The organism is Halogeometricum sp. S1BR25-6, from assembly GCF_031624495.1.
GTDB lineage: Archaea > Halobacteriota > Halobacteria > Halobacteriales > Haloferacaceae > Halogeometricum > Halogeometricum salsisoli.
The window spans coordinates 136,545-154,527 of record NZ_JAMQOP010000001.1 but is presented as its reverse complement, the minus strand read 5'-3'; the positions used below and the strand labels follow the sequence as shown (position 1 = coordinate 154,527).

At 68.3% G+C, this 17,983-nt stretch carries 16 protein-coding genes; 7 read left to right on the top strand and 9 right to left on the bottom strand.

The annotated features are described in order from the left end of the window. Positions 1-111: 111 nt before the first annotated feature. Entirely contained in the window at positions 112-2,523 is a 2,412-nt protein-coding gene (locus NDI76_RS00730) for an MEDS domain-containing protein (RefSeq protein WP_310922052.1), read from the top strand. Between the two features lie 181 nt (positions 2,524-2,704). Here the strand turns inward: NDI76_RS00730 and NDI76_RS00725 are convergent, their stop codons facing one another. After that, complete coding sequence (locus NDI76_RS00725; protein ID WP_310922051.1) at positions 2,705-3,565, bottom strand: sulfurtransferase; 861 nt, start codon at positions 3,563-3,565, stop codon at positions 2,705-2,707. A gap of 242 nt (positions 3,566-3,807) precedes the next feature. On the opposite strand from NDI76_RS00725, the gene NDI76_RS00720 reads away from it, so the two are divergent. Beyond that, a complete protein-coding gene (locus NDI76_RS00720) occupies positions 3,808-4,701 on the top strand; it encodes a sulfurtransferase (RefSeq protein ID WP_310922050.1) in 894 nt (297 codons plus the stop codon). Positions 4,702-4,726: 25 nt separating this feature from the next. Here NDI76_RS00720 and NDI76_RS00715 read toward each other — a convergent pair whose 3' ends face one another. Further along, positions 4,727-5,731, bottom strand: coding sequence for an AI-2E family transporter (locus tag NDI76_RS00715; protein ID WP_310922049.1), 1,005 nt, complete (start codon positions 5,729-5,731; stop codon positions 4,727-4,729). A gap of 160 nt (positions 5,732-5,891) precedes the next feature. Between NDI76_RS00715 and NDI76_RS00710 the strand changes: the two genes are divergently transcribed. The 3 genes from NDI76_RS00710 to NDI76_RS00700 all read left to right on the top strand — a co-directional run bounded on the left by NDI76_RS00710 (position 5,892) and on the right by NDI76_RS00700 (position 10,532). After that, entirely contained in the window at positions 5,892-7,034 is a 1,143-nt protein-coding gene (locus NDI76_RS00710) for a thiamine ABC transporter substrate-binding protein (protein ID WP_310922048.1), read from the top strand. Beyond that, positions 6,991-8,754: an ABC transporter permease gene (locus tag NDI76_RS00705; protein WP_425498305.1), complete on the top strand. Its 1,764-nt coding sequence runs from the start codon at positions 6,991-6,993 to the stop codon at positions 8,752-8,754. Before NDI76_RS00710 ends, NDI76_RS00705 begins: the two co-directional genes overlap by 44 nt. Before the next feature lie 197 nt (positions 8,755-8,951). Beyond that, a complete protein-coding gene (locus NDI76_RS00700) occupies positions 8,952-10,532 on the top strand; it encodes an FAD-dependent oxidoreductase (RefSeq protein ID WP_310922047.1) in 1,581 nt (526 codons plus the stop codon). A 37-nt stretch (positions 10,533-10,569) separates the two neighbouring features. Here NDI76_RS00700 and NDI76_RS00695 read toward each other — a convergent pair whose 3' ends face one another. Further along, on the bottom strand, positions 10,570-11,304 hold the full coding sequence (locus NDI76_RS00695) for a class I SAM-dependent methyltransferase (RefSeq protein ID WP_310922046.1): 735 nt from the start codon (positions 11,302-11,304) through the stop codon (positions 10,570-10,572). Between the two features lie 102 nt (positions 11,305-11,406). On the opposite strand from NDI76_RS00695, the gene NDI76_RS00690 reads away from it, so the two are divergent. Further along, positions 11,407-11,859: a DUF2391 family protein gene (locus NDI76_RS00690; RefSeq protein WP_310922045.1), complete on the top strand. Its 453-nt coding sequence runs from the start codon at positions 11,407-11,409 to the stop codon at positions 11,857-11,859. A gap of 125 nt (positions 11,860-11,984) precedes the next feature. After that, positions 11,985-12,563, top strand: a complete 579-nt coding sequence (locus NDI76_RS00685; protein WP_310922044.1) for a DUF7090 family protein — start codon at positions 11,985-11,987, stop codon at positions 12,561-12,563. 75 nt (positions 12,564-12,638) lie between these two features. Here the strand turns inward: NDI76_RS00685 and NDI76_RS00680 are convergent, their stop codons facing one another. The 6 genes from NDI76_RS00680 to NDI76_RS00660 form a co-directional block, all read right to left on the bottom strand. After that, complete coding sequence (locus NDI76_RS00680) at positions 12,639-13,445, bottom strand: DUF7089 family protein (protein WP_310922042.1); 807 nt, start codon at positions 13,443-13,445, stop codon at positions 12,639-12,641. 94 nt (positions 13,446-13,539) lie between these two features. Further along, on the bottom strand, positions 13,540-13,629 hold the full coding sequence (locus tag NDI76_RS22540) for an adenosine deaminase (protein WP_152421644.1): 90 nt from the start codon (positions 13,627-13,629) through the stop codon (positions 13,540-13,542). A 131-nt stretch (positions 13,630-13,760) separates the two neighbouring features. Continuing rightward, on the bottom strand, positions 13,761-15,230 hold the full coding sequence (locus tag NDI76_RS00675; RefSeq protein ID WP_310922041.1) for an MATE family efflux transporter: 1,470 nt from the start codon (positions 15,228-15,230) through the stop codon (positions 13,761-13,763). 260 nt (positions 15,231-15,490) lie between these two features. Next, on the bottom strand, positions 15,491-16,582 hold the full coding sequence (locus tag NDI76_RS00670) for an OapC/ArvC family zinc-ribbon domain-containing protein (RefSeq protein WP_310922040.1): 1,092 nt from the start codon (positions 16,580-16,582) through the stop codon (positions 15,491-15,493). Positions 16,583-16,661: 79 nt separating this feature from the next. Next, a complete protein-coding gene (locus tag NDI76_RS00665) occupies positions 16,662-17,042 on the bottom strand; it encodes a DUF2073 domain-containing protein (protein ID WP_008386401.1) in 381 nt (126 codons plus the stop codon). 5 nt (positions 17,043-17,047) lie between these two features. Then, a complete protein-coding gene (locus NDI76_RS00660; protein WP_310922039.1) occupies positions 17,048-17,689 on the bottom strand; it encodes an Era-like GTP-binding protein in 642 nt (213 codons plus the stop codon). Positions 17,690-17,983: the final 294 nt, after the last annotated feature.

The window sequence follows — 17,983 nt, the reverse complement described above, 5'->3', positions numbered from 1 at the left end:
CCGCGCGCGAGGCGGTCGAACTCGAACCCCGAACCGGGCCGAGTGACCGCGTCCGGTGAAATTCTTCGACAAGAGTTTTTGTGCTCGGGACGTTTTCCCACGGTAAGGCGAATGACCACGCTGCAGGGGAACGACGGGGACGAGGAGACAACTCCCGGACGGACTCGTGGGGAGTCCGAGAACGGGCGTGCGATTCGGCGGTCGACAGGACCGGGTCCCACCGACCACGACCACGACGGCGGGCACCGAGCGCTCGTCTACGAGGACCGCGGCGAGCAGTTCGACGCCGTCGCGCCGTTCCTCCGCCGCGGTCTCGAACGAGGAGAGCGGTGCCTCTACGTCGCGGACGACGACTCTCCGGACGCCGTTCTCGCCGAACTGCGGGACCGAGGTATCGACGCCGACGCCGCGCTCGACTCCGGCGCGCTGACCGTGGTGACGCCGCCGGAGTCGCGTCGGCCCGGCGGGAAGTTCGACCGAGAGGCGATGCTCGAATTCTGGCGGGATAATATCGCGGACGCCGAATCCGACGGTCACGAGGGCCTCCGGGCGGCGGCGGAGATGACGCTGGCGCTCGACGGCGAGTCGACTCCGGAAGGGCTGGTCGAGTACGAGGCGACACTCGACTCCCTCGCCGCCGCCGACCAGTGCGCCCTCCTCTGTCAGTACGACCGGACGCGGTTCCCCGACGGCGTCATCGACGAAATCATCGAGACGCATCCGCTGATCGCTCAGGGCGAGACCGTCTCGGAGAACGTCTACTACACGCCGCCCGAGGAGGTGCTCGGCCCCGACCGACCGGGCGACAGGGTCGACCGACGGCTCCGAACGCTGCGGGAGCAGGCGGAGTCGAAAGTAGCCCTGCGCGACCACGAACGCGACCTGCACGCCCTCTACGAGGTCGTCGCGGACGCCGAAGGGGCCTTCGAGGAGAAGCTCTCGGCCCTGCTCGAGTTGGGCTGTGAGCGCTTCGACATGGAGATGGGAGCGCTCGCGCGGGTCGACGCCGAGACCGACCGGTTCGAGGTCGAGGCGACGAACGGCGACCACCCCGACCTCGTCCCGGGGAGCGAGTACCCGCTCTCGGAGACGTACTGCCGGGCGGCCGTAGCCGAGGGCGGCACCTGCGCCATCACCGACACCGGACCGTTCGAAGACGACCTCTGCTACGAGCGGTTCGGCGTCCGGACGTACCTCGGAACGTACCTCCCGTTCGACGACGCCGACGACCGGACGTTCTGGTTCGTCAGCCGACGGCCGCGCGAGGAGATTTCGACGGCCGACGAGGCGTTCCACCACCTCATGGGCCAGTGGGTCCGCTACGAACTCGAAAAGCGACGGCAGAGCGACCAGTTCGTCGCGCTGGACGACCTCAACCGGACCGCCCGAGCCATCAACGGGGAACTCGCCGAGCAGTCGACCCGCGAGGAGGTCGAACGCGTGGTGTGCGACCGACTCGCGGAGTCGGACTCGTACGCGTTCGCGTGGTTCGGCGCCGTCGAGGGCAGCGACGTGGTGCCGACGACCCGCGCGACCGACCGGGACGCCGCCGGACTGGCGGAACTCGGGACGGGCGGCCTCGCGGCCCGCGCGGCCCGGACGGGCGAACCGCAGGTCCTCCGCGACACCGAGGCGAGGCGCGATTCCGAACCGTGGCGGGAACTGGCCGGGCGGGGAATCACCGGCGTGGCGTCGATTCCGGTCGCCTACGAGGACGAACGTTACGGCGTGCTGACCCTCTACACGACCCGAGAACGCGCGTTCGACGCGAAGGAGCGGAACATCCTCTCGCAACTCGGCGAGATAATCGGACTGGCCGTCGCGGTCATCGACCACGAACGGGAACTGGCGCACGAGCGCGAGCGACTGGAGTTTTTCAACCGCCTCGTCCGACACAACCTGCTGAACGGCCTCAACGTGGTCAGCGCGCGCGCCGAACTCCTCGACGACGCGGTCGATTCCGAGATGGCCCCCCACGTGAGGACGGTTCGGGAGCGGACGGACGAGATGGTCGACCTCGTCGAGCAGATTCGGTCGCTGATGCGGGCGGTCGTGGAGACCGAAGTGGAGGACCTGGAGGCGACCGACCTCGAAGACGCGTTAGTCGGGAAGGTCGAACAGACCCGGCGGACGTTCGAGGAGGCGGAGTTCGTCCTCGGAGACGGCGTCGCGGACGCCGGTGCGGTGCTGGCGGACGACCTGCTGGGGGAGGCGTTCGAGAACCTCCTCGACAACGCCGTCCGGCACAACGACAAGGAGACCCCACGCGTGGTCGTCAGCGTCGAGACGAGCGCCGAGGAGACGACGGTCCGCATCGCGGACAACGGTCCCGGCATCGACGAAGGGGTGAACGAGCGACTGTTCGAGAAGGGGGAGAAGGGCCTCGACAGCGGCGGGAGCGGGTTCGGACTCCACCTCGCGCGGGAGATAGTCGAGTCCTACGGCGGGGCGATTCGGGCCGAGAGTCGGAGCCCCGAGGGCACGGTGTTCTCGGTGTCGCTGCCGCGAGCGGCGGCCGACTGAGCGAACCGCCGTCGCACCGTCACCGTCGTCCCGTCGAACGGGGAGTCGGGACTCGCGGGCCTCGGTGTCGAACAAAAAGATCCGGAGTCGAGGCGTCGGTTCGGGCGACGTCGGCCGTCAGTCGCCCGACGGAAGCGGGAGCGAGTTTCCGCGCGACAGGCGCGCGGCGGTCACTCGCCGCTCAGTTGCCTTTCTCGATGGGCGCGCCGACGAGGTTGCCCCACTCGGTCCACGAGCCGTCGTAGTTGACGACCTCGTCGTAGCCGAGCAGTTCGTGGAGCGCGAACCACGCGATGGAGGAGCGCTCGCCGATGCGGCAGTAGGCGACGGTGGTCTCGGAGCCGTCGATGCCCTGGTCGGCGTACAGTTCTTCGAGTTCCTCGGCGGACTTGAACGTCCCGTCGTCGTTGACCGTCGCGGCCCACGAGATGTTCTCCGCACCGGGGATGTGGCCGCCGCGCTGGGCCGTCTCCTGCAGTCCCGGGGGCGCGAGAATCTCGCCGGAGAACTCCTCGGGCGAGCGGACGTCCACGAGGGGGAGGCCCTCGCCGATGGCGTGGTCCACGTCGTCGCGGTACGCGCGGATGGACTCGTACGGTCCCTTCGCCGAGTAGTCGACGGCGTCGAAGTCGGGTTCCTCCTCGCTGAGCGGGTAGTCGTTGTCAAGCCAGTAGTCGCGGCCGCCGTTCATCAGACGGACGTCGTCGTGGCCGTAGTACTTGAACTGCCAGTAGGTGTACGCCGCGAACCAGTTGGAGTTGTCGCCGTACAGGACGACGGTGGAGTCCTCGGAGATGCCGTGGCTCCCGAGGAGGTCCTCGAAGTCCTCCTTGTCGAGGATGTCGCGGGTCGTCTGGTCCTGCAGTTGCGTCTCCCAGTTGAAGCCGATTGCGCCGGGCGCGTGGCCCTCGTCGTAGGCCTCCGTGTCCACGTCCACTTCCACGAGTCGATACTCCGAGTCGTCAGATTGGAACTCGTCGAGGTGGTCGTCCACCCAGTCCGCCGAGACGAGCACGTCCTTCGCGTAGCCGTCGGATGTCATTACGTCCCCCTCTACACGCGCCGGTGGCTTAATTCTCGTATCTACGGCGCGTACTGCCCATCATCACACGACAAGGAGTATGTTGCCGGTAGATTCGGAGTCGCTCCGAGAGACAGTCCGCGGAAGAGAAACGTGGCCGGTGGCTTCAGTGAGTATCGGCAATACCGTCCGTATTCTCTGACGCCCGGCGAACGACACCCCGACCGGACGGCTTGAAGGCGCCGCCGCGGCAACGCAGACGTATGTACGAGCACATCGTCGTCTCCCCCGACTGGGTCGCCGCGCGACTCGGGGCGGAGGGCGACGGGAGCGCGGACGGGGCGGACAGCACGGCCGGTACGGACGGCGCGGAGGACGCAAGCGACGGAGCGAGTGAGAACGGAGACGAGGACGGGGTTCGCCTCGTGGACGTGCGCGACGCCTGGGAGTTCGACGGCATCGGTCACCTTCCCGGCGCGGTGAGCGTCCCGTTCGACGAGTTCCGGTCCTCCGAAGGCGAAGAGGGGATGCTCCCCGGCGAGGAGGCGTGGGAGTCGCTGCTGTCGGCGGCGGGCGTCGGACCCGACGACCACCTCGTCGCCTACGACGACACGCACGGCGTGTTCGCCGCGCGGTTTCTGGTCACCGCGGAGTTGTACGGCCACCCGACGGACCGCCTCCACCTGCTCGACGGCGACTACAGCGCGTGGAACAGAGAGCGCGAGACGACGACGGAAGTCGAGGAACCGCCGGAGACGGACTACGAGGTGCGCGACCCCGAGCGTTCGCCGCTGGTCGGCTACGAGGCCGTTCTGGAGAGTCTGGACGAGGACGGCACCGTCGTCGTCGACACCCGCGAGGACTGGGAGTACGAGGAGAGCCACCTCCCCGGCGCGGTGAACCTCGACTGGCGCGAACTCGTCGACGACGAGACGCGCGGACTGAAATCCCCCGAGGAACTGGAGTCCGTTTTGGGGGAGGTCGGAATCGGCCCCGACAAGCGCGTCGTCCTCTACTGCAACACGGCGCGGCGCATCAGCCACACGTACGTCGTCCTGCGGTCTCTGGGTTACGAAAACGTGGCGTTCTACGAGGGGAGCCTCACCGAGTGGGAGGCGCGGGGCGGCCCGACGGAGACGGAGACGGAAGCCAACTAACCGACGCCGAACGCGCGAACCGCGGCTACTCGGCGCCCTCGACCGACTCCGGGTGGAGTTCCGTCGACAGCAGCGATGCCGTCTCCACGAACAGTCCGACCGCGAGGGGGCCGGCGACGATGCCGACGGCGCCGAGCGTCAGCGCGCCGCCGAAGAAGCCGACGAAGTAGAGGCTGCCCGGGATGTCGGCCGTCTTGCGGGCCAAGCGCGGGCGGATGAGCACGTCCGGGAGCCACGCGATCACCGCGCCGCCGACGACGACGACGAGAATCGCCTGCGTCACCTCCCCGATGAGGAGGTGGTACGCCGCCAGTCCGGCGAGGAGGAAACTGGGGCCGAGAATGGGGATGAACTGGAGGATGGCGGCGACGGTTGAGAGCGTGACGAACGGTTCGTACCCGAGGAGGAGAAACACCGGGAGCGCGAGGGCGAAGGTCCCGGCGGCCGTCGCCGCCTGCAGGACATAGATGGCGAACAGCGTCTCGCGCACGCGGCGGTTCATCGCGCGGGCGACGCCCTGATAGGAGGTGGGAACGAGTGCGAGGACGGCGCGGCGGGCGTCCTCGCCGTGGACGAGCAGCGAGTAGACGACGAAGACGAACAGCGTCACCTTGACGAAGAGAACGGGCGTCGCGACCGCCAGAAGGCCCGCCAGCGTCCGGAAGAAGCCGAGAACCACCGGAACCAGTTCTTCGAGCGTGAGGCGGTAGACCATGCCGAACAGTTCGACGACGACTTCGTCGGGGAGACGACGGACGAGTGCGACGAGCGAGTCGTACCGGAGGTAGACGACGACGACGAGAGGAAGGAACACGAGCGACGCCGCGAGGAACGCGGCGGCCGTGGCGAGTCCGCTGGCGACGCGGAGCGACCGGCCGCGGCGGACCAGCGCCTGTCGGAGAGGCCAGAGGACGTACGCGACGGTGACGGAGAAGAACACCGTCCCGAGCACCGAGCGGAGGAGGAACGCGGCGGCGACGCCCGCGAGGATGAACAGCCCGCCGAACACGTGCCGACGTTCGAGAGTCACGACTGGAGGTGGAGGGGAACGCACAAAGTCGTTCCTCCCTGAGATTCAGGCGCACGGAGGCGACGGAACGGTCCGAGCGAGAACGGAGACGGGGCGAGAACGCGCCCGGTTCGACCCGGGATGGCACGCGTTAAGTATGACCAGGTGAAACTACCCGGTAATGGACCGACGAAGCTTCCTCGCTACGGCGGGTGCGGGCGGCGTCGCGGCGCTCGCCGGATGCGCCGGCGGCGACGGAACGGCGACGGAAGGTGACGGGACGGGGACAGGTAGCGAAACCGGAACCCAATCGCAGGGGACGACGACGGGTACCGCGAACGGGGAGATGCCGGAGTTGGTCGTCGGCACGTACGGCGCGTTCGTCGACGCGCCGAGCACGAGTCCCGGACCGTGGCTGAAACAGGCGTTCGAGTCGGAGTTCGACGCGACGCTCCGCTACGAGACGCCCGACAGCGAGGTGAACTACTACATCGAACGCGCCCTGCGGAACGTCGATATCCCGGCGGACCTCTACGTCGGCCTCGACGTGAACATGCTCATCCGCATCGACGAGAACCTCGACTCGGGCCTGTTCGCGCCCGTCGACGGCCTCGACCGGCGCGACACGGTCAAAGAGTCACTGGAGTTCGACCCGCGGGGCCGCGCCGTCCCGTACGACACGGGGTACATCTGTATCGTCTACGACGAGACGTTCGGCGACGGCGGGTTCACCGCGCCGGAGACGTTCGACGGCCTCCTGCGCGACCAGTACGCGGGCGACCTGCTGACGCAGAACCCCGTCTCAAGCGCCACGGGCAAGGCGTTCCTCCTCCATACGATCAAAGCAAAGGGCGAGGACGGCTACCTCGACTACTGGGGGAACCTCCAAGAGAACGGCGTGCGCGTCCTCGAGGACTGGACCGCCTCCTACACCGCCTATTCGAACGGCGAGGCGCCGATGGTCGTCTCCTACTCCACCGACCAGGTGTACGCCAACGAGGAGGGGGAGAATTTAGCGAAGCACCAGTTGCGCTTCCCGAACGGGCAGGGCTACGCCAACCCCGAGGGGATGGCGATGTTCGAGGGCACCGACCGACCCGAACTCGCGCGGACGTTCATGGACTTCGTACTCAGACCCGAGGTGCAGGCGGAGATAGCCGTCCGCAACGTCCAGTACCCCGCGACGACGACGGCCGAGTTACCCGAGTCGTTCGCGCAATACGCGCAGGAACCGCCGGAGGCGGTCACGTTCAACTACGATACGCTCCGAGACAACCTCAGTGAGTGGACCAGCGCGTGGGAACGGCAGTTCGTCGGGAATTAGCGTGCGCCGCGCCGTCGCCGCCCTCCGACGGTGGGGCGAACGCCGCGCGCTGACCGTCGTCGCCGCGGTGACGGCGCTTGTCCTCGGTCTGCTCTTCTACTACCCCGTCGGCACCGTCTTCGTCGACGCCGTTTACGTGGGAGGCGAGTGGACGCTCGGTCCACTCGTCGACGTACTCACCGACCCCTTTTATCGACAGATATTCCGGTTCACGGCCTACCAGGCGCTCCTCTCCACCGCCGCCTCCGTCGCCCTCGGCCTCCCCGGCGCGTGGGTGCTCTCGCGGTTCGACTTCCGGGGGAGAGAGACGCTCCGCTCGCTGACCATCCTCCCGTTCGTCATGCCCTCCATCATGGTCGCCATCGGCTTCGTCGCCACGTTCGGCCGGACGGGGACGCTGAACCGACTGCTGGAGGCGCTCGGACTGACCGAGGTGACGCTGTTGTACTCGCTGCCCGCCATCGTCGTCGCGCACGCCTTCTACAACGCGCCGCTGGTGACGCGGGTGACGACGGCGGCGTGGGAGAGCGTCGACGCCTCGGCGGTGGAGACGGCGCGGACGCTCGGCGCGTCGCCCCGGCGCGCCTTCCGCGACGTGGTGCTGCCGCAACTCCTCCCGGCGATAGCCGTCGGCGCGACGCTCACCTTCATCTTCACGTTCGCCTCGTTCCCCATCGTCCTCGCTCTGGGCGGGGTGCAACTGGCCACCGTCGAGGTGTTCATCTACTCGCGCGTCCAGAACCTCGCGTTCGCGGAGGCGGCGTCGCTGGCGGTGGTTGAGACGGCTCTCTCGCTCGGCCTGACGTACGCCTACCTCCGGTACGAGGCGCGGATGTCGTCGAGCGGTCGGGGAGCGCGCCCGCAGCGCCGCCGCCCCCTATGGCCCGCATCGTGGACGCGGCGCGCCGCCGCGACGCGACTCGCGGTGGCCGGCTACGGCGCCGTCGTCGCCCTCGTGTTCGTCGCCCCCGTCGCGTCGATGCTCCTCGAAAGCGTCACCGGTCCGCAAGGCGAGTTCACGCTCGACCACTATCTCTTCTTGCTCGAACGCCAGCGGACCGGGACGAGCTATCAGGTCAGACCCCTCACGGCGGTGCGCAACTCGCTCGTCTTCGGCCTCGGGACGCTCGCGCTCGCACTGCCGATGGGCGTCGTGACGAGCGTGCTGACGACGCGCGACTTCCGGGGGCGGAAGGTGCTCGACGCGCTCTTGATGGCGCCGCTGACCGTCTCGGGCATCGTCGTGGGGTTGGGGATGCTCCGCGGCCTCGTCTTCGGCACCGTCGTCTTCGGAACCCGCGTGCAGGTGACCGGCGCGCTGGCCGTCGTCGCCGCGCACGCCGTCGGCGCGTACCCGTTCGTGACGCGGACCGTCGCCCCCCTGCTCGGCGGCCTCGACCCCCGACTCGTCGAGTCCGCGCGGACGCTCGGCGCGAGTCGCGTCCGGGCGCTCCTCGATATCGAGTTACCGCTCGTCGCCGCGGGCGTCGTCGCCGGCGCGGCGTTCGCCTTCGCCATCAGCATCGGCGAGTTCGACTCGACGGTCATCCTCGCGGAGGGGTCGAACAGCTACACGATGCCCGTCGCCGTCCAGCGCTACCTCGGGCGACGACTCGGACCGGCGACGGCGATGGGGTGCGTCCTCCTCGTCGTCACCGGCCTCAGCTTCGTCGTCATCGAGCGCTTCGGCGGACGGACCGGCGGCCGAGGCGGGTTCTGAGCGGCGTCGGCCGTCTTCCTACTTTTCCGTCCAGTCCTCCACCGCCGGTCGTTCGGTGAGAGTCGCTAGCATCTCCACCGGAAACGGAGGGGTTCGCGGGGTCCGTGGGGGAAGAGGGGTTGGCAGGGAGACGGCCAGTAGACGTTTTCCCGCCGGGCCGCTACCTGACCTGCCTCGCCGCGGGCGGGGTCCACCCCATGTCTTCCGACAACCGACCCACCGAGCGGGACGAATCGACCGCCGAACGGGACGCCTACTGGTTTCGCACGGCGTCCGGGCCGCCGCGCGACCCCCTCGAAACCGACGTGCGCACGGACGTCGCCGTCGTCGGCGCCGGCATCGCCGGTCTCACGACGGCGCTGGAACTCGCGGAGGCCGGCCGCGACGTCGCCGTCGTCGAACGCGACCGCGTCGGCGAGGGCGTCACCGCCCGATCGTCCGCCAAGGTGACCTCCCTGCACGGCTTCCGGTACGCGGGTCTCGCCGAGGAGTTCGGCGCGGAGACGGCCCGCGGGTACGCCGCGGCGAACGAGGCGGCCATCGACTACGTCGAACGACGGTGCGAGGCCGCCGACGCGGACGTCGGGTTCCGGCGCCTCCCCGCGTACACGTACGTCGAGGACGACTCGAAGCGCGAGACGGTCGAGTCGGAGTTCGAGGCCGCTCAGCGGGCGGGTCTGTCGGCGTCGTTGGTCGAGGACGTGGCCGTCTCCGAGGACGCCGTCGGCGCCGTCCGAGTCGACGACCAGGCGCAGTTCGACCCGCGGGCGTACCTGTTCGCCCTCACCGAAGCGGTCGACGATGCCGGCGGCGTCGTCTTCGAGCGGACGCGGGCGACGGACCTCGATACGGGCGCGCCGCACCGCGTGCGGACCGAACGCGGGAACGTCGTCGCCGACGACGTGGTCGTCGCCAGCCACTTCCCCGTCTTCGACCGCGGGGGCTACTTCGCCCGGCAGACGCCGAAACACTCCCTCGTCGTCGGTGTCCGCGTCGCCGACCCGCCGACGGAGGCACACTTCTACCGCGAGTCCGAACCCTATCTGTCGATTCGGTCGGCGGGCGCCAGCGCCGACGACGAACCCATCGTGCTCGTCGGCGGACAGAACCACCAGACGGGAAAGGACGGGAGCGTCCGCGAGCGCTACGAACGACTCGAACAACAGGCCCGCGAGCACTTCGACGTGGAGTCGGTGGAGTGTCGCTGGTCGACGCAGGATTTCACCCCCATCGACGACCTGCCGTACGTCGGCGAGATGGGTCCCGTCTCCGACGGCGTCTACGTCGCCACCGGGTTCGACGGATGGGGCATGACGAACGGCACCGCCGCGGGGCGAATCATCGCCGACCTGATTCGGGGCGAACCGAACCCCTACGCCGACGTGTTCGACCCGAGCCGATTCACCCCCTCCGCGGCGGGCGACTTCGCGAAGGAGAACGCCGAGGTGGCGAAGGCGTTCGTCGGCGACTGGGTGACGAAACCGCGCGCCGACGAGGTGCGAAACCTCGACGTCGACGAGGCGACGGTGCTCCGCGACGGGAGCGACGTCCGCGGCGTCTACCGCGACGACGACGGCGACGTGCACGCCGTCTCGGCCGTCTGCCCCCATATGGGCTGTCTGGTCGAGTGGAACGACGGCGACCGGACGTGGGACTGCCCATGTCACGGCTCCCGGTTCGACTACGAGGGCGGCGTCGTCGACGGCCCCGCCGTCGAGGACCTGGCGTCGGTACCGGAGTCCAAATCGGACGGGTCGGCGTCGGAATCGGACGACTGAGCGGCGGAGAAGACAACTGTAGCGGCGTTCCGAACCGCTACGGCGCGACGCCGACGGTCAGGAGCGTTCCGAGCGTGCGGTAGCGTTCGACCATCGCCTCGCGCGTCTCCCAGTCGTCGGTCGGGAACGCCTCCGCGGGAGGAATCTCGATGTCCCGGTCCGGGACGTTGTCCTGTTCTGCGACGTGCAGACCGGCCTTCCGGAACGCCTCGCGGTACTCCGGACCGGACCACCGCGTCATCTCGACGGAGATTCGGTCCTGCCACTTGTGAGACGCCTCGTTCTCCTCGTAGTAGTTCACCGCGCAGAAGAACGTCCCGCCGGGCGCGAGGATGCGGGCTATCTCTTCGAGGGTGTGGTGCGGGTCGGCGGCGTAGTAGAACGCCTCCATCGAGAACACGTGGTCGACGCTGTCGTCCGCGAACGGGAGTTCGTCGAAGTCGCCGACGAGGAAGCCGACGTCGCCGAGTTCGGCGTCCGCCTCGTCCGTTCGGTCCCCGCCTCCGTTTCCGTCCCCGTCGTCGACGGTGTACGACCGGGCGTTGCGCGCCATCTCGGGCGCGCCGTCGAGGCCGTACACGCGGCCCGCCCCTTTCGTCTCGCGGAGGGCGCGGCCGGCGTACCCGCTCCCGCATCCGAGGTCCAACACCACGTCGCCGGGTTCGACGGGCATCCGCGCGAGGACGTGCTTGGCAGTGTGCCAGTGGCGGTCCTCCATCCCCTTGTCGCGCCCGTCCGCGGCCCACTCGTCGAACTCGTCTCTGACGCTCATACCACGGCGTCGACGTCCGACGACTAAATCTGTCGGATTTCGGGCCGCGGGGCGGAAGAAAAGGTCGGGTCGCTTATACGGGGGCATCGCCAGCATCCGAGTATGGTCGGAGTACGCCGTCGGTTCGCGCTCGCGGACACGGCCCAACAGGTCGTCGGGGGGTTCCTGCTCGCGGGGCCGTTCGTCGTCACCGAAGAGGTGTGGAGTCTCGCGCGGAGCATGTCGGCCGTGCAGGGAGTGCTCACCGCCGTCATCGTCCTCACCGTGGGCTACGGCGCGTTGTACAAAGCCGACGACAGGGACCCCGACAGAGAGAAGGACGTCCTCGGGATTCCCGTCCGGTTCGTCTCGCTCATCCTCGTCTCCTACCTCTCGGTGTTCATCCTCGCCCTGGCGTTCGACGCGCCGGGGACGTTCCTCAGTGACATGGCCGCCAGCGACGGGACCACGTTTCTCGGGTTCCAGCGGGAGATGTTGGTGACGACGCTGAAGGCGACGAGCATCGGCGCGGTGTTCAGCGTCATCGGCGCCGCGACGGCCGACACCGTTTTTTGAGGCGGCGCGCGTCGGGCGGCGCGAGGATTCACGGCGGTTCTCCGGACGGCTTCTCCGTCCGGGAATCGACGGATGGGAGGGAGACTGACCCGCAGTCTTAAGGTCGCTCGGTCGGAGTTTCGGACATGGATTACACCCTCGCCATCGAGAACGCCCCGGAGACGATTCCGGGTGGCACAGGCATTCTTCTCCTGCATCCGAGCATCGGCGAGACGGACCGTATCGACACCGGCTTCCTGAAAACCGACACCGACCACTTCCTCGTCGTCTCCACCCGGACGACGGCCCGCGAGGTAGAGCAGAAGCTCGAACACTACGACGTCGATGAGTCCCGCGCGGTCATTCTCGACACGCTCTCGGTCGAACGCGGCTACTCCCGACGGAGTTCCGAGAACGTCCACTACGTCTCCTCGCCCGACGACCTGGACGGCATCGTCGAACAGACGCGGAACTTCCTCGAATCCCACGAGGGGAAACTCCGCGTCAGCGTCGACTCCGTGACGGAGATGGCGTACTACGCCGACGTCGACGGCGCCTTCGAGGCCACGGAGCGACTGCTCGACCTGCTGGACGAACACGACGCCGTGGGCCTGTTCCACCTCTCGAACGAGGTGCACGACGAGGAGACCATCGAGCGCTTCCGCGACCTGTTCGAGGGCGTCGTCGAACTCGACGTCGACGGCGGCGTCAGCTGCGAGTTCTGAGGCGGACGCGGCGAGCGCGGGGAACGGTCGCGACGGGAGCGACTGTGACGAGAGCGGCCGTGACGAGGCGGCGCGTCACTCCTCGACGGTCTCTCCGTCCCCCTCGTCCAGCCGCTCGAACGTTTTCGTCGCCCAGCGGACGCCGTAGCTCGGACCGTACTCGACGTACGCCGCGGTGTCGAGGGCGGCGAACGGCGCGGGCAGGTCGAGGCCGTGCTTGACGGCCGAGCAGGCGTACTCGGTCGCCTCCGCGAAGGAGGTGCCCCCGCGAGCGACGGCGCGGGGGAGGGTGTCGAGGCGGCCGGTCAACCGCTCGCCGGCGTCGACCCACGCGTCGTGCAGTCGGGGGTGTCGCTCCTCCCAGGAGGCGAAGGCGTCCCGGGTCTGAAGACCCAGCCACGCCTCGTACAGCGCCGCGGCGATCTGATAGACGTCGTTCGGGGGGAGGGGGACGGCGGTGTCGAGTTCGCGGTAGTGCTCGCCGAAGAAGGGGAGGAAGTGCTCGGGCGCGTCGGTGCCCAGTTGGACGAACGCCTCCGCGAACAGGAAATCGAGGAAGTCGGTCGGCGTCCCCTCGGCGCGCTTTTTTGCGATGACGGCCGGCGGGACGGTCTGCCGCGTCCAGACGACGGTGCCGTCGCCGGGCATCCCGATGGTGAAATCGCGGCCGGCGTAGCGGACGAGCAGCGCCGGCGCGTCGTCCGGGAGCCACTCGGCGGGGTAGGATTTCGGGTCGAGCGAGTCGGTGACGAGGCCGAGGTCCTCCGCGGCGGCCGGCGGAATCGTCTCGAAGTCGGCGTCGGCCGAGAGGACGAGCGAGTCCGGAGCGTGTTCGTCGCGGACGGCGGCCACGTCCTCGGCGAGGTCGCGAGATTCGAACATGGTCCTCGTTCGAGCCCCGAACCCTTCAGGAGTGCGCTCGGCCGCGTCCGGCGGGCGCGCTCGACACGCTCGGCGTGCTCGATGGCCGTCTCCGCTATCCGAACGCGAGGATAGCGAGAAGCGCGATGGCGAGAACCCCGGAGATGCCGACTGTACCGATGACGATCTTCGTCGCTTGGCTCATGGTGTCACGCTGAGAGCGCTGGCGCTTAAAGGCTTCAATATCGGCTAACGTGGTCTCGTTCGGTACCGGCGAGCGGAGGAGAGAGGACGGAGAGGCGAGGACGAGGAGAGCGAGAGGGGGTTCGGCGGCGGTCAGTCCGACGCCGACCCGACGTTCGACTCCCGCGCGACTCGGAGCCACTTCCCGCTGTGGTAGCGCGCGGCGTTGACGACGCCGCGGGCGTACATGTCCGCGACGATGGCCGCGTAGACGGCCGGCAGCCCCCAGCCGAGACCGGGGGCGAACGTGACTCCGAGCAGCGTGAGGCCGAACCCGACCGGGAGGGCCGCCGCGGCGATAGGGAGGCGGACGACGTACGTACCGAGGAGCGCGCCGTAGAACGGCCAGCGCGTGTCGCCCGCGCCGCGGAGGGCGCCACGCATCGTCCGCGAGACGCTGAACCCGGCGACCCCGAGACCGAACACGCGCACGAACGTCGCGGTGAGGGCCACGTCGCCCGCGCGGAACAACTGCGCCAGCCACTCGGCCCCGGCGAACAGCACGGCCGCGACGAGCAGTTGCGTCACCAAGGCGATGCGGAGCGTCTGCCAGCCGAACGCCGTCGCCTCGGCCTCGTCACCGCCGCCGACGGCCTGTCCGACGAGCGTCGAGGCGGCGGTGGAGTACCCCCACGCGGGCATGAGCGCCAAGAGCATCACGCGGCGACCGATGGCGTACGCCGCGACCACGTCGGTGCCGAGGACGCCGAGGACGAACAGGAACGGGAAGCGCCCGAACGTCCGCGAGAGGCGAGTTCCCGCGAGCGGAAGCCCGACGCGAACGATTTCGGCCGCGATGCCCCAGTCCCACTGTTTGCCACCCAGACGGAGCGCGATTTCGCGTCGCCCGGAGACGAGAAGCGCGAAGAAGATGACCGCGCTCAGGCCGTTGGCGGCGACGGTCCCCCAGGCGGCCCCTTCGACGCCGAGACGCGGCGCGCCGAGTAGCCCGAAGATGAGGACGGCGTTGAGCACGACGTTCGTCGGCACGGTGAGGACGCGGACGTACATCGGCGTCCGCGTGTCGCCGACGCCGGCGAGGGCGCGGGCGGCGATCATGCTCCAGAAGCGGAAGGCGACCGAGAGCATGACGATGCGGAGGTACGCGCTCCCGAGTCGTATCGCGGCCGGGTCGTTCGTCAGCAGGTCGACCAGCGGCCTCGCGTACGTCCACCCGGCGGCGGTGATGGGGAGCGAGACGAGCAGGGCCAGCCACAGCGACTGCTTGACGGCGAAGTCGGCCGCGTCGTAGTCCTCCGCGCCGACGAACCGCGAGACGACGCTGATGGTGCCGCTGGTCAGCGCGAGAGCGAGGCCGAACGGGATGAAGTAGTACTGGAATCCGAGTTCGAGGCCCGCGACGGCGGACTCGCCCAAGGCGATGCTCACCATCAGGAAGTCGGCGATTCTGAGCAGCGTCCGCATCCCGCCGGTGACCATCACAGGCACCGCGAGGTCGAACGCCCGCGACCCCTTCTCGCGGTCGACGAGGCCGAGTCGGGCCAACAGCGCGGGAAAGCGCATGAGCGCATCGTGGGCGCGACGCTGGAGCGACGAGGACACGTCGGAGAGTCGGACGAACTCCGTGTAGCCGTTCACCAACCGGCGGATAGGACCGGTACCGGCCCGGTCGGAGACTCAATGGAGACCGGCGAGCGGGGAGTTCGACCGGAAACGAAGGGGTTCGGGGCGGGCGGGAGCGAATTTCGGGACAAACTCGGGCCGAACGGGTGATTCGGGACGAGCGGGTGAGACCGCCGGTGAGGTGGAAGAGAGACCGGTGCGAGAAGCGGCAGCGAAGTGGAGAGCGAACGGGACGCTCGTCAGCGGTCGTCGTCGCGGGGCCCCCACGTGTCGGGGACTTCGATGACGTAGCGGCCGTCCTCGCGCAGCGAGATGATGTACTCGGGACGGTCGTACAGTTCCATCAGGTTGAGTTCGTACTCGCCGGGGGCGACGATTTTGATGCTCTCGAACTGCTCGTTCAACTCCTCGCGGAGTTCGTCGAGGTCGGGTCGGTCGTCGCTCTGCGGTTCGATGACGCGCCCGTTCGCGTCCGTCGGTCGGTCGGCCTCGGAGGCGGCGCGAATCTCGTCGGGCGAGACGACGTCGGACCGGGCGCTCGCCTGCGCGTCGTCTTCGGCTTCCTCGTCGGGAGCGGTGCGACCGGTCGATGGGTTCGGGCTCTGGTTCGTCGCCTCCGTCGGTTCGGATGGGCTGTCGGCCCGGTCTGCGGAGTCGGGTTGGCGTTCCGCGGACGAAGGCGGCGCGTCGTCCGTCCTCGCCTCCGTTTCGGGTTCTGTTTCGGCCTCCGTCGACGACCGACGCTCCGGGGGACGGCGCTGCGCGTCGCCGGTCCGCCGGCGGTTTTCGCGGAGGGTGGTCTCGTCCGTCTCGTCTTCGACTTCGCTGGCGAAACCGCGGGAGTTCGCCCACTCGCGGAGGGACTGTCCGCGGCGCCGGGCGGCATCGACGTCGTTGGGGCGGTCCGACCGGGTCTCTGTTTCACGGGTGGGGTCGGGTCGGTCGTCCGCCGTCTCGGCCGCCCGGGAGGCGGCGCGCCGCCACGTGTTCGACCCGGACGTCTCGTCCGCGGCGTCGGCGTTGGTCGCGTTTGCGTTCGTGTCTGCGTCCGCGGTCCGGCCCGACGACGGTGCGGAGTCCGACGACGGTGCCGAATCGGGCGACGTGCCGCCCGACGGCGATGTCGCATTGGACGGCGGCGTCGAATCTGACGGCGGCGGTCCGTCGGACGGCGACGCCTCTCGGCGGTCGGTCGTTTCGGCGTCGTCGTCGCGTCCGCCCTTCGAGGGGCTGAACTGGAACTTGTTGCCGCCGCAGTTAGGGCATCCCGACAGCATCTCCTTCGAGCCGTCGGCGAACACCCTCCCGCAGTTCGTACATTGGTGGGGCATGTGTGTCCGTTCTCGTGGTCTGGTGTGGGTTGGGTCGGTGGTCCGCGTTCGGTGCGGGGTGGCGTTGCGCGGCGCCGCGTTACTTCCGGGAGACGAGGGCGCTGATGAGGTTCTCGTCTTTGTGCAGCGTCTGAATCTGGTTCGCCGGGCCGATGACGGTCAGCTTCTTCGTCTCCTCTTTGCCCATCAGTCGGCCGAGGAACCCCTGTCCGCCTTGGGACTGCGGGTACGTCTCGATTTCGATGCCGTTGAACTCGTCGGGGCTTATCTCCGTCATCGTGACTTCGATGAGCTTCGACTCCTCGTCGGGTGAGAGTCCCTCCTCCAGAATGACGATGTTGCCGTCGCGGACGCCGTCGAGGATGAGACGGATCTTCTCCATGCTCGCGAGCCCTTCCATGCGGGCTCCGCTGATGAGGTCGATCTGCACCCCGTCGTCGCCGGGTGTGACTTCAGGCATGATACTCACCCGAAGTATTCCGCTATCTTGTCGTATACTTCGTCCATATTGTTACCTTCCAGCGCGGAGAGCGGCACCGTCTCGTGCTGCGGGAACGCGTTCGAGATCCGCTGGACGTTCGAGTCCTCCAAGTCGGTCTTGTTCGCGAAGATGAGGACGGGGAGGTCCTGACTCTCGATGATGCCGATGAGCATCGTGTTGACCTGCGTGAACGGGTCCTCGGTGCTGTCGAGCACGTAGACGACGCCGTCGACGTCCTCGCGAAGCCAGTGCATGGCCTCGGCGACGCCCTCGGTGGCCTCGCGGGACCGGCGGACGGCGTCGTCCTTCTCCATGTCGTGTTCGAGGAACTCCTTGTAGTCGACTTTGGTCGTCACGCCCGGCGTGTCGACGATGTCGATGGTGACCTTCCTCCCGTTGCGTTCTATCTCCACGTTCTCCTTCCTACGCGCGCGGCGCGTCTCGTGAGGGACGTGGCTCTCGGGACCGACGGCGTCACCGGTCCAATCTCGGGCGATACGGTTTGCGAGAGTCGTCTTCCCGGCGTTCGGCGGTCCGTAGATGCCGATTCGTCTCGGCTCTGCGTCCGAGAACATCCGGTCGACGACCCGTGAGATGCTGTCTCGTAATCCTGTAAGCAGTCCCATCCTGTCCTCCCGCACCTCCCGAATCCGTCGTGGAGGGGCGTATGCAGGTACCACATTTCTGCGCTTACTTAAGTACTACGTCAGACACCGGTCACGTTCACGTCCGCTTTATCCGGCCGAGACCCGATTAACGACCGGGTAGGCGGCCGGACGAAACCGACCGACTGAGTGGCGTTCCGACGGAGAAATATCTGAATTGGAGATATACTCGGAAGAGATATAGTGTGGTGGTTTGTCACGGTTGTCGTGACAGGACGGGGAAGGTAGTAGATGAAGTCCACCGAGTGACAGTCT

What these genes read in the sequence shown, in the direction of transcription:
- NDI76_RS00710 (WP_310922048.1), top strand. Translation starts at nt 5,892, where the DNA reads ATGGACCGACGAAGCTTCCTCGCTACGGCGGGTGCGGGCGGCGTCGCG.
- NDI76_RS00730 (WP_310922052.1), top strand. Translation starts at nt 112, where the DNA reads ATGACCACGCTGCAGGGGAACGACGGGGACGAGGAGACAACTCCCGGA.
- NDI76_RS00695 (WP_310922046.1), bottom strand. Translation starts at nt 11,304, where the DNA reads ATGAGCGTCAGAGACGAGTTCGACGAGTGGGCCGCGGACGGGCGCGAC.
- NDI76_RS00665 (WP_008386401.1), bottom strand. Translation starts at nt 17,042, where the DNA reads ATGCCTGAAGTCACACCCGGCGACGACGGGGTGCAGATCGACCTCATC.
- NDI76_RS00690 (WP_310922045.1), top strand. Translation starts at nt 11,407, where the DNA reads ATGGTCGGAGTACGCCGTCGGTTCGCGCTCGCGGACACGGCCCAACAG.
- NDI76_RS00670 (WP_310922040.1), bottom strand. Translation starts at nt 16,582, where the DNA reads ATGCCCCACCAATGTACGAACTGCGGGAGGGTGTTCGCCGACGGCTCG.
- NDI76_RS00660 (WP_310922039.1), bottom strand. Translation starts at nt 17,689, where the DNA reads ATGGGACTGCTTACAGGATTACGAGACAGCATCTCACGGGTCGTCGAC.
- NDI76_RS22540 (WP_152421644.1), bottom strand. Translation starts at nt 13,629, where the DNA reads ATGAGCCAAGCGACGAAGATCGTCATCGGTACAGTCGGCATCTCCGGG.
- NDI76_RS00725 (WP_310922051.1), bottom strand. Translation starts at nt 3,565, where the DNA reads ATGACATCCGACGGCTACGCGAAGGACGTGCTCGTCTCGGCGGACTGG.
- NDI76_RS00720 (WP_310922050.1), top strand. Translation starts at nt 3,808, where the DNA reads ATGTACGAGCACATCGTCGTCTCCCCCGACTGGGTCGCCGCGCGACTC.
- NDI76_RS00680 (WP_310922042.1), bottom strand. Translation starts at nt 13,445, where the DNA reads ATGTTCGAATCTCGCGACCTCGCCGAGGACGTGGCCGCCGTCCGCGAC.
- NDI76_RS00700 (WP_310922047.1), top strand. Translation starts at nt 8,952, where the DNA reads ATGTCTTCCGACAACCGACCCACCGAGCGGGACGAATCGACCGCCGAA.
- NDI76_RS00685 (WP_310922044.1), top strand. Translation starts at nt 11,985, where the DNA reads ATGGATTACACCCTCGCCATCGAGAACGCCCCGGAGACGATTCCGGGT.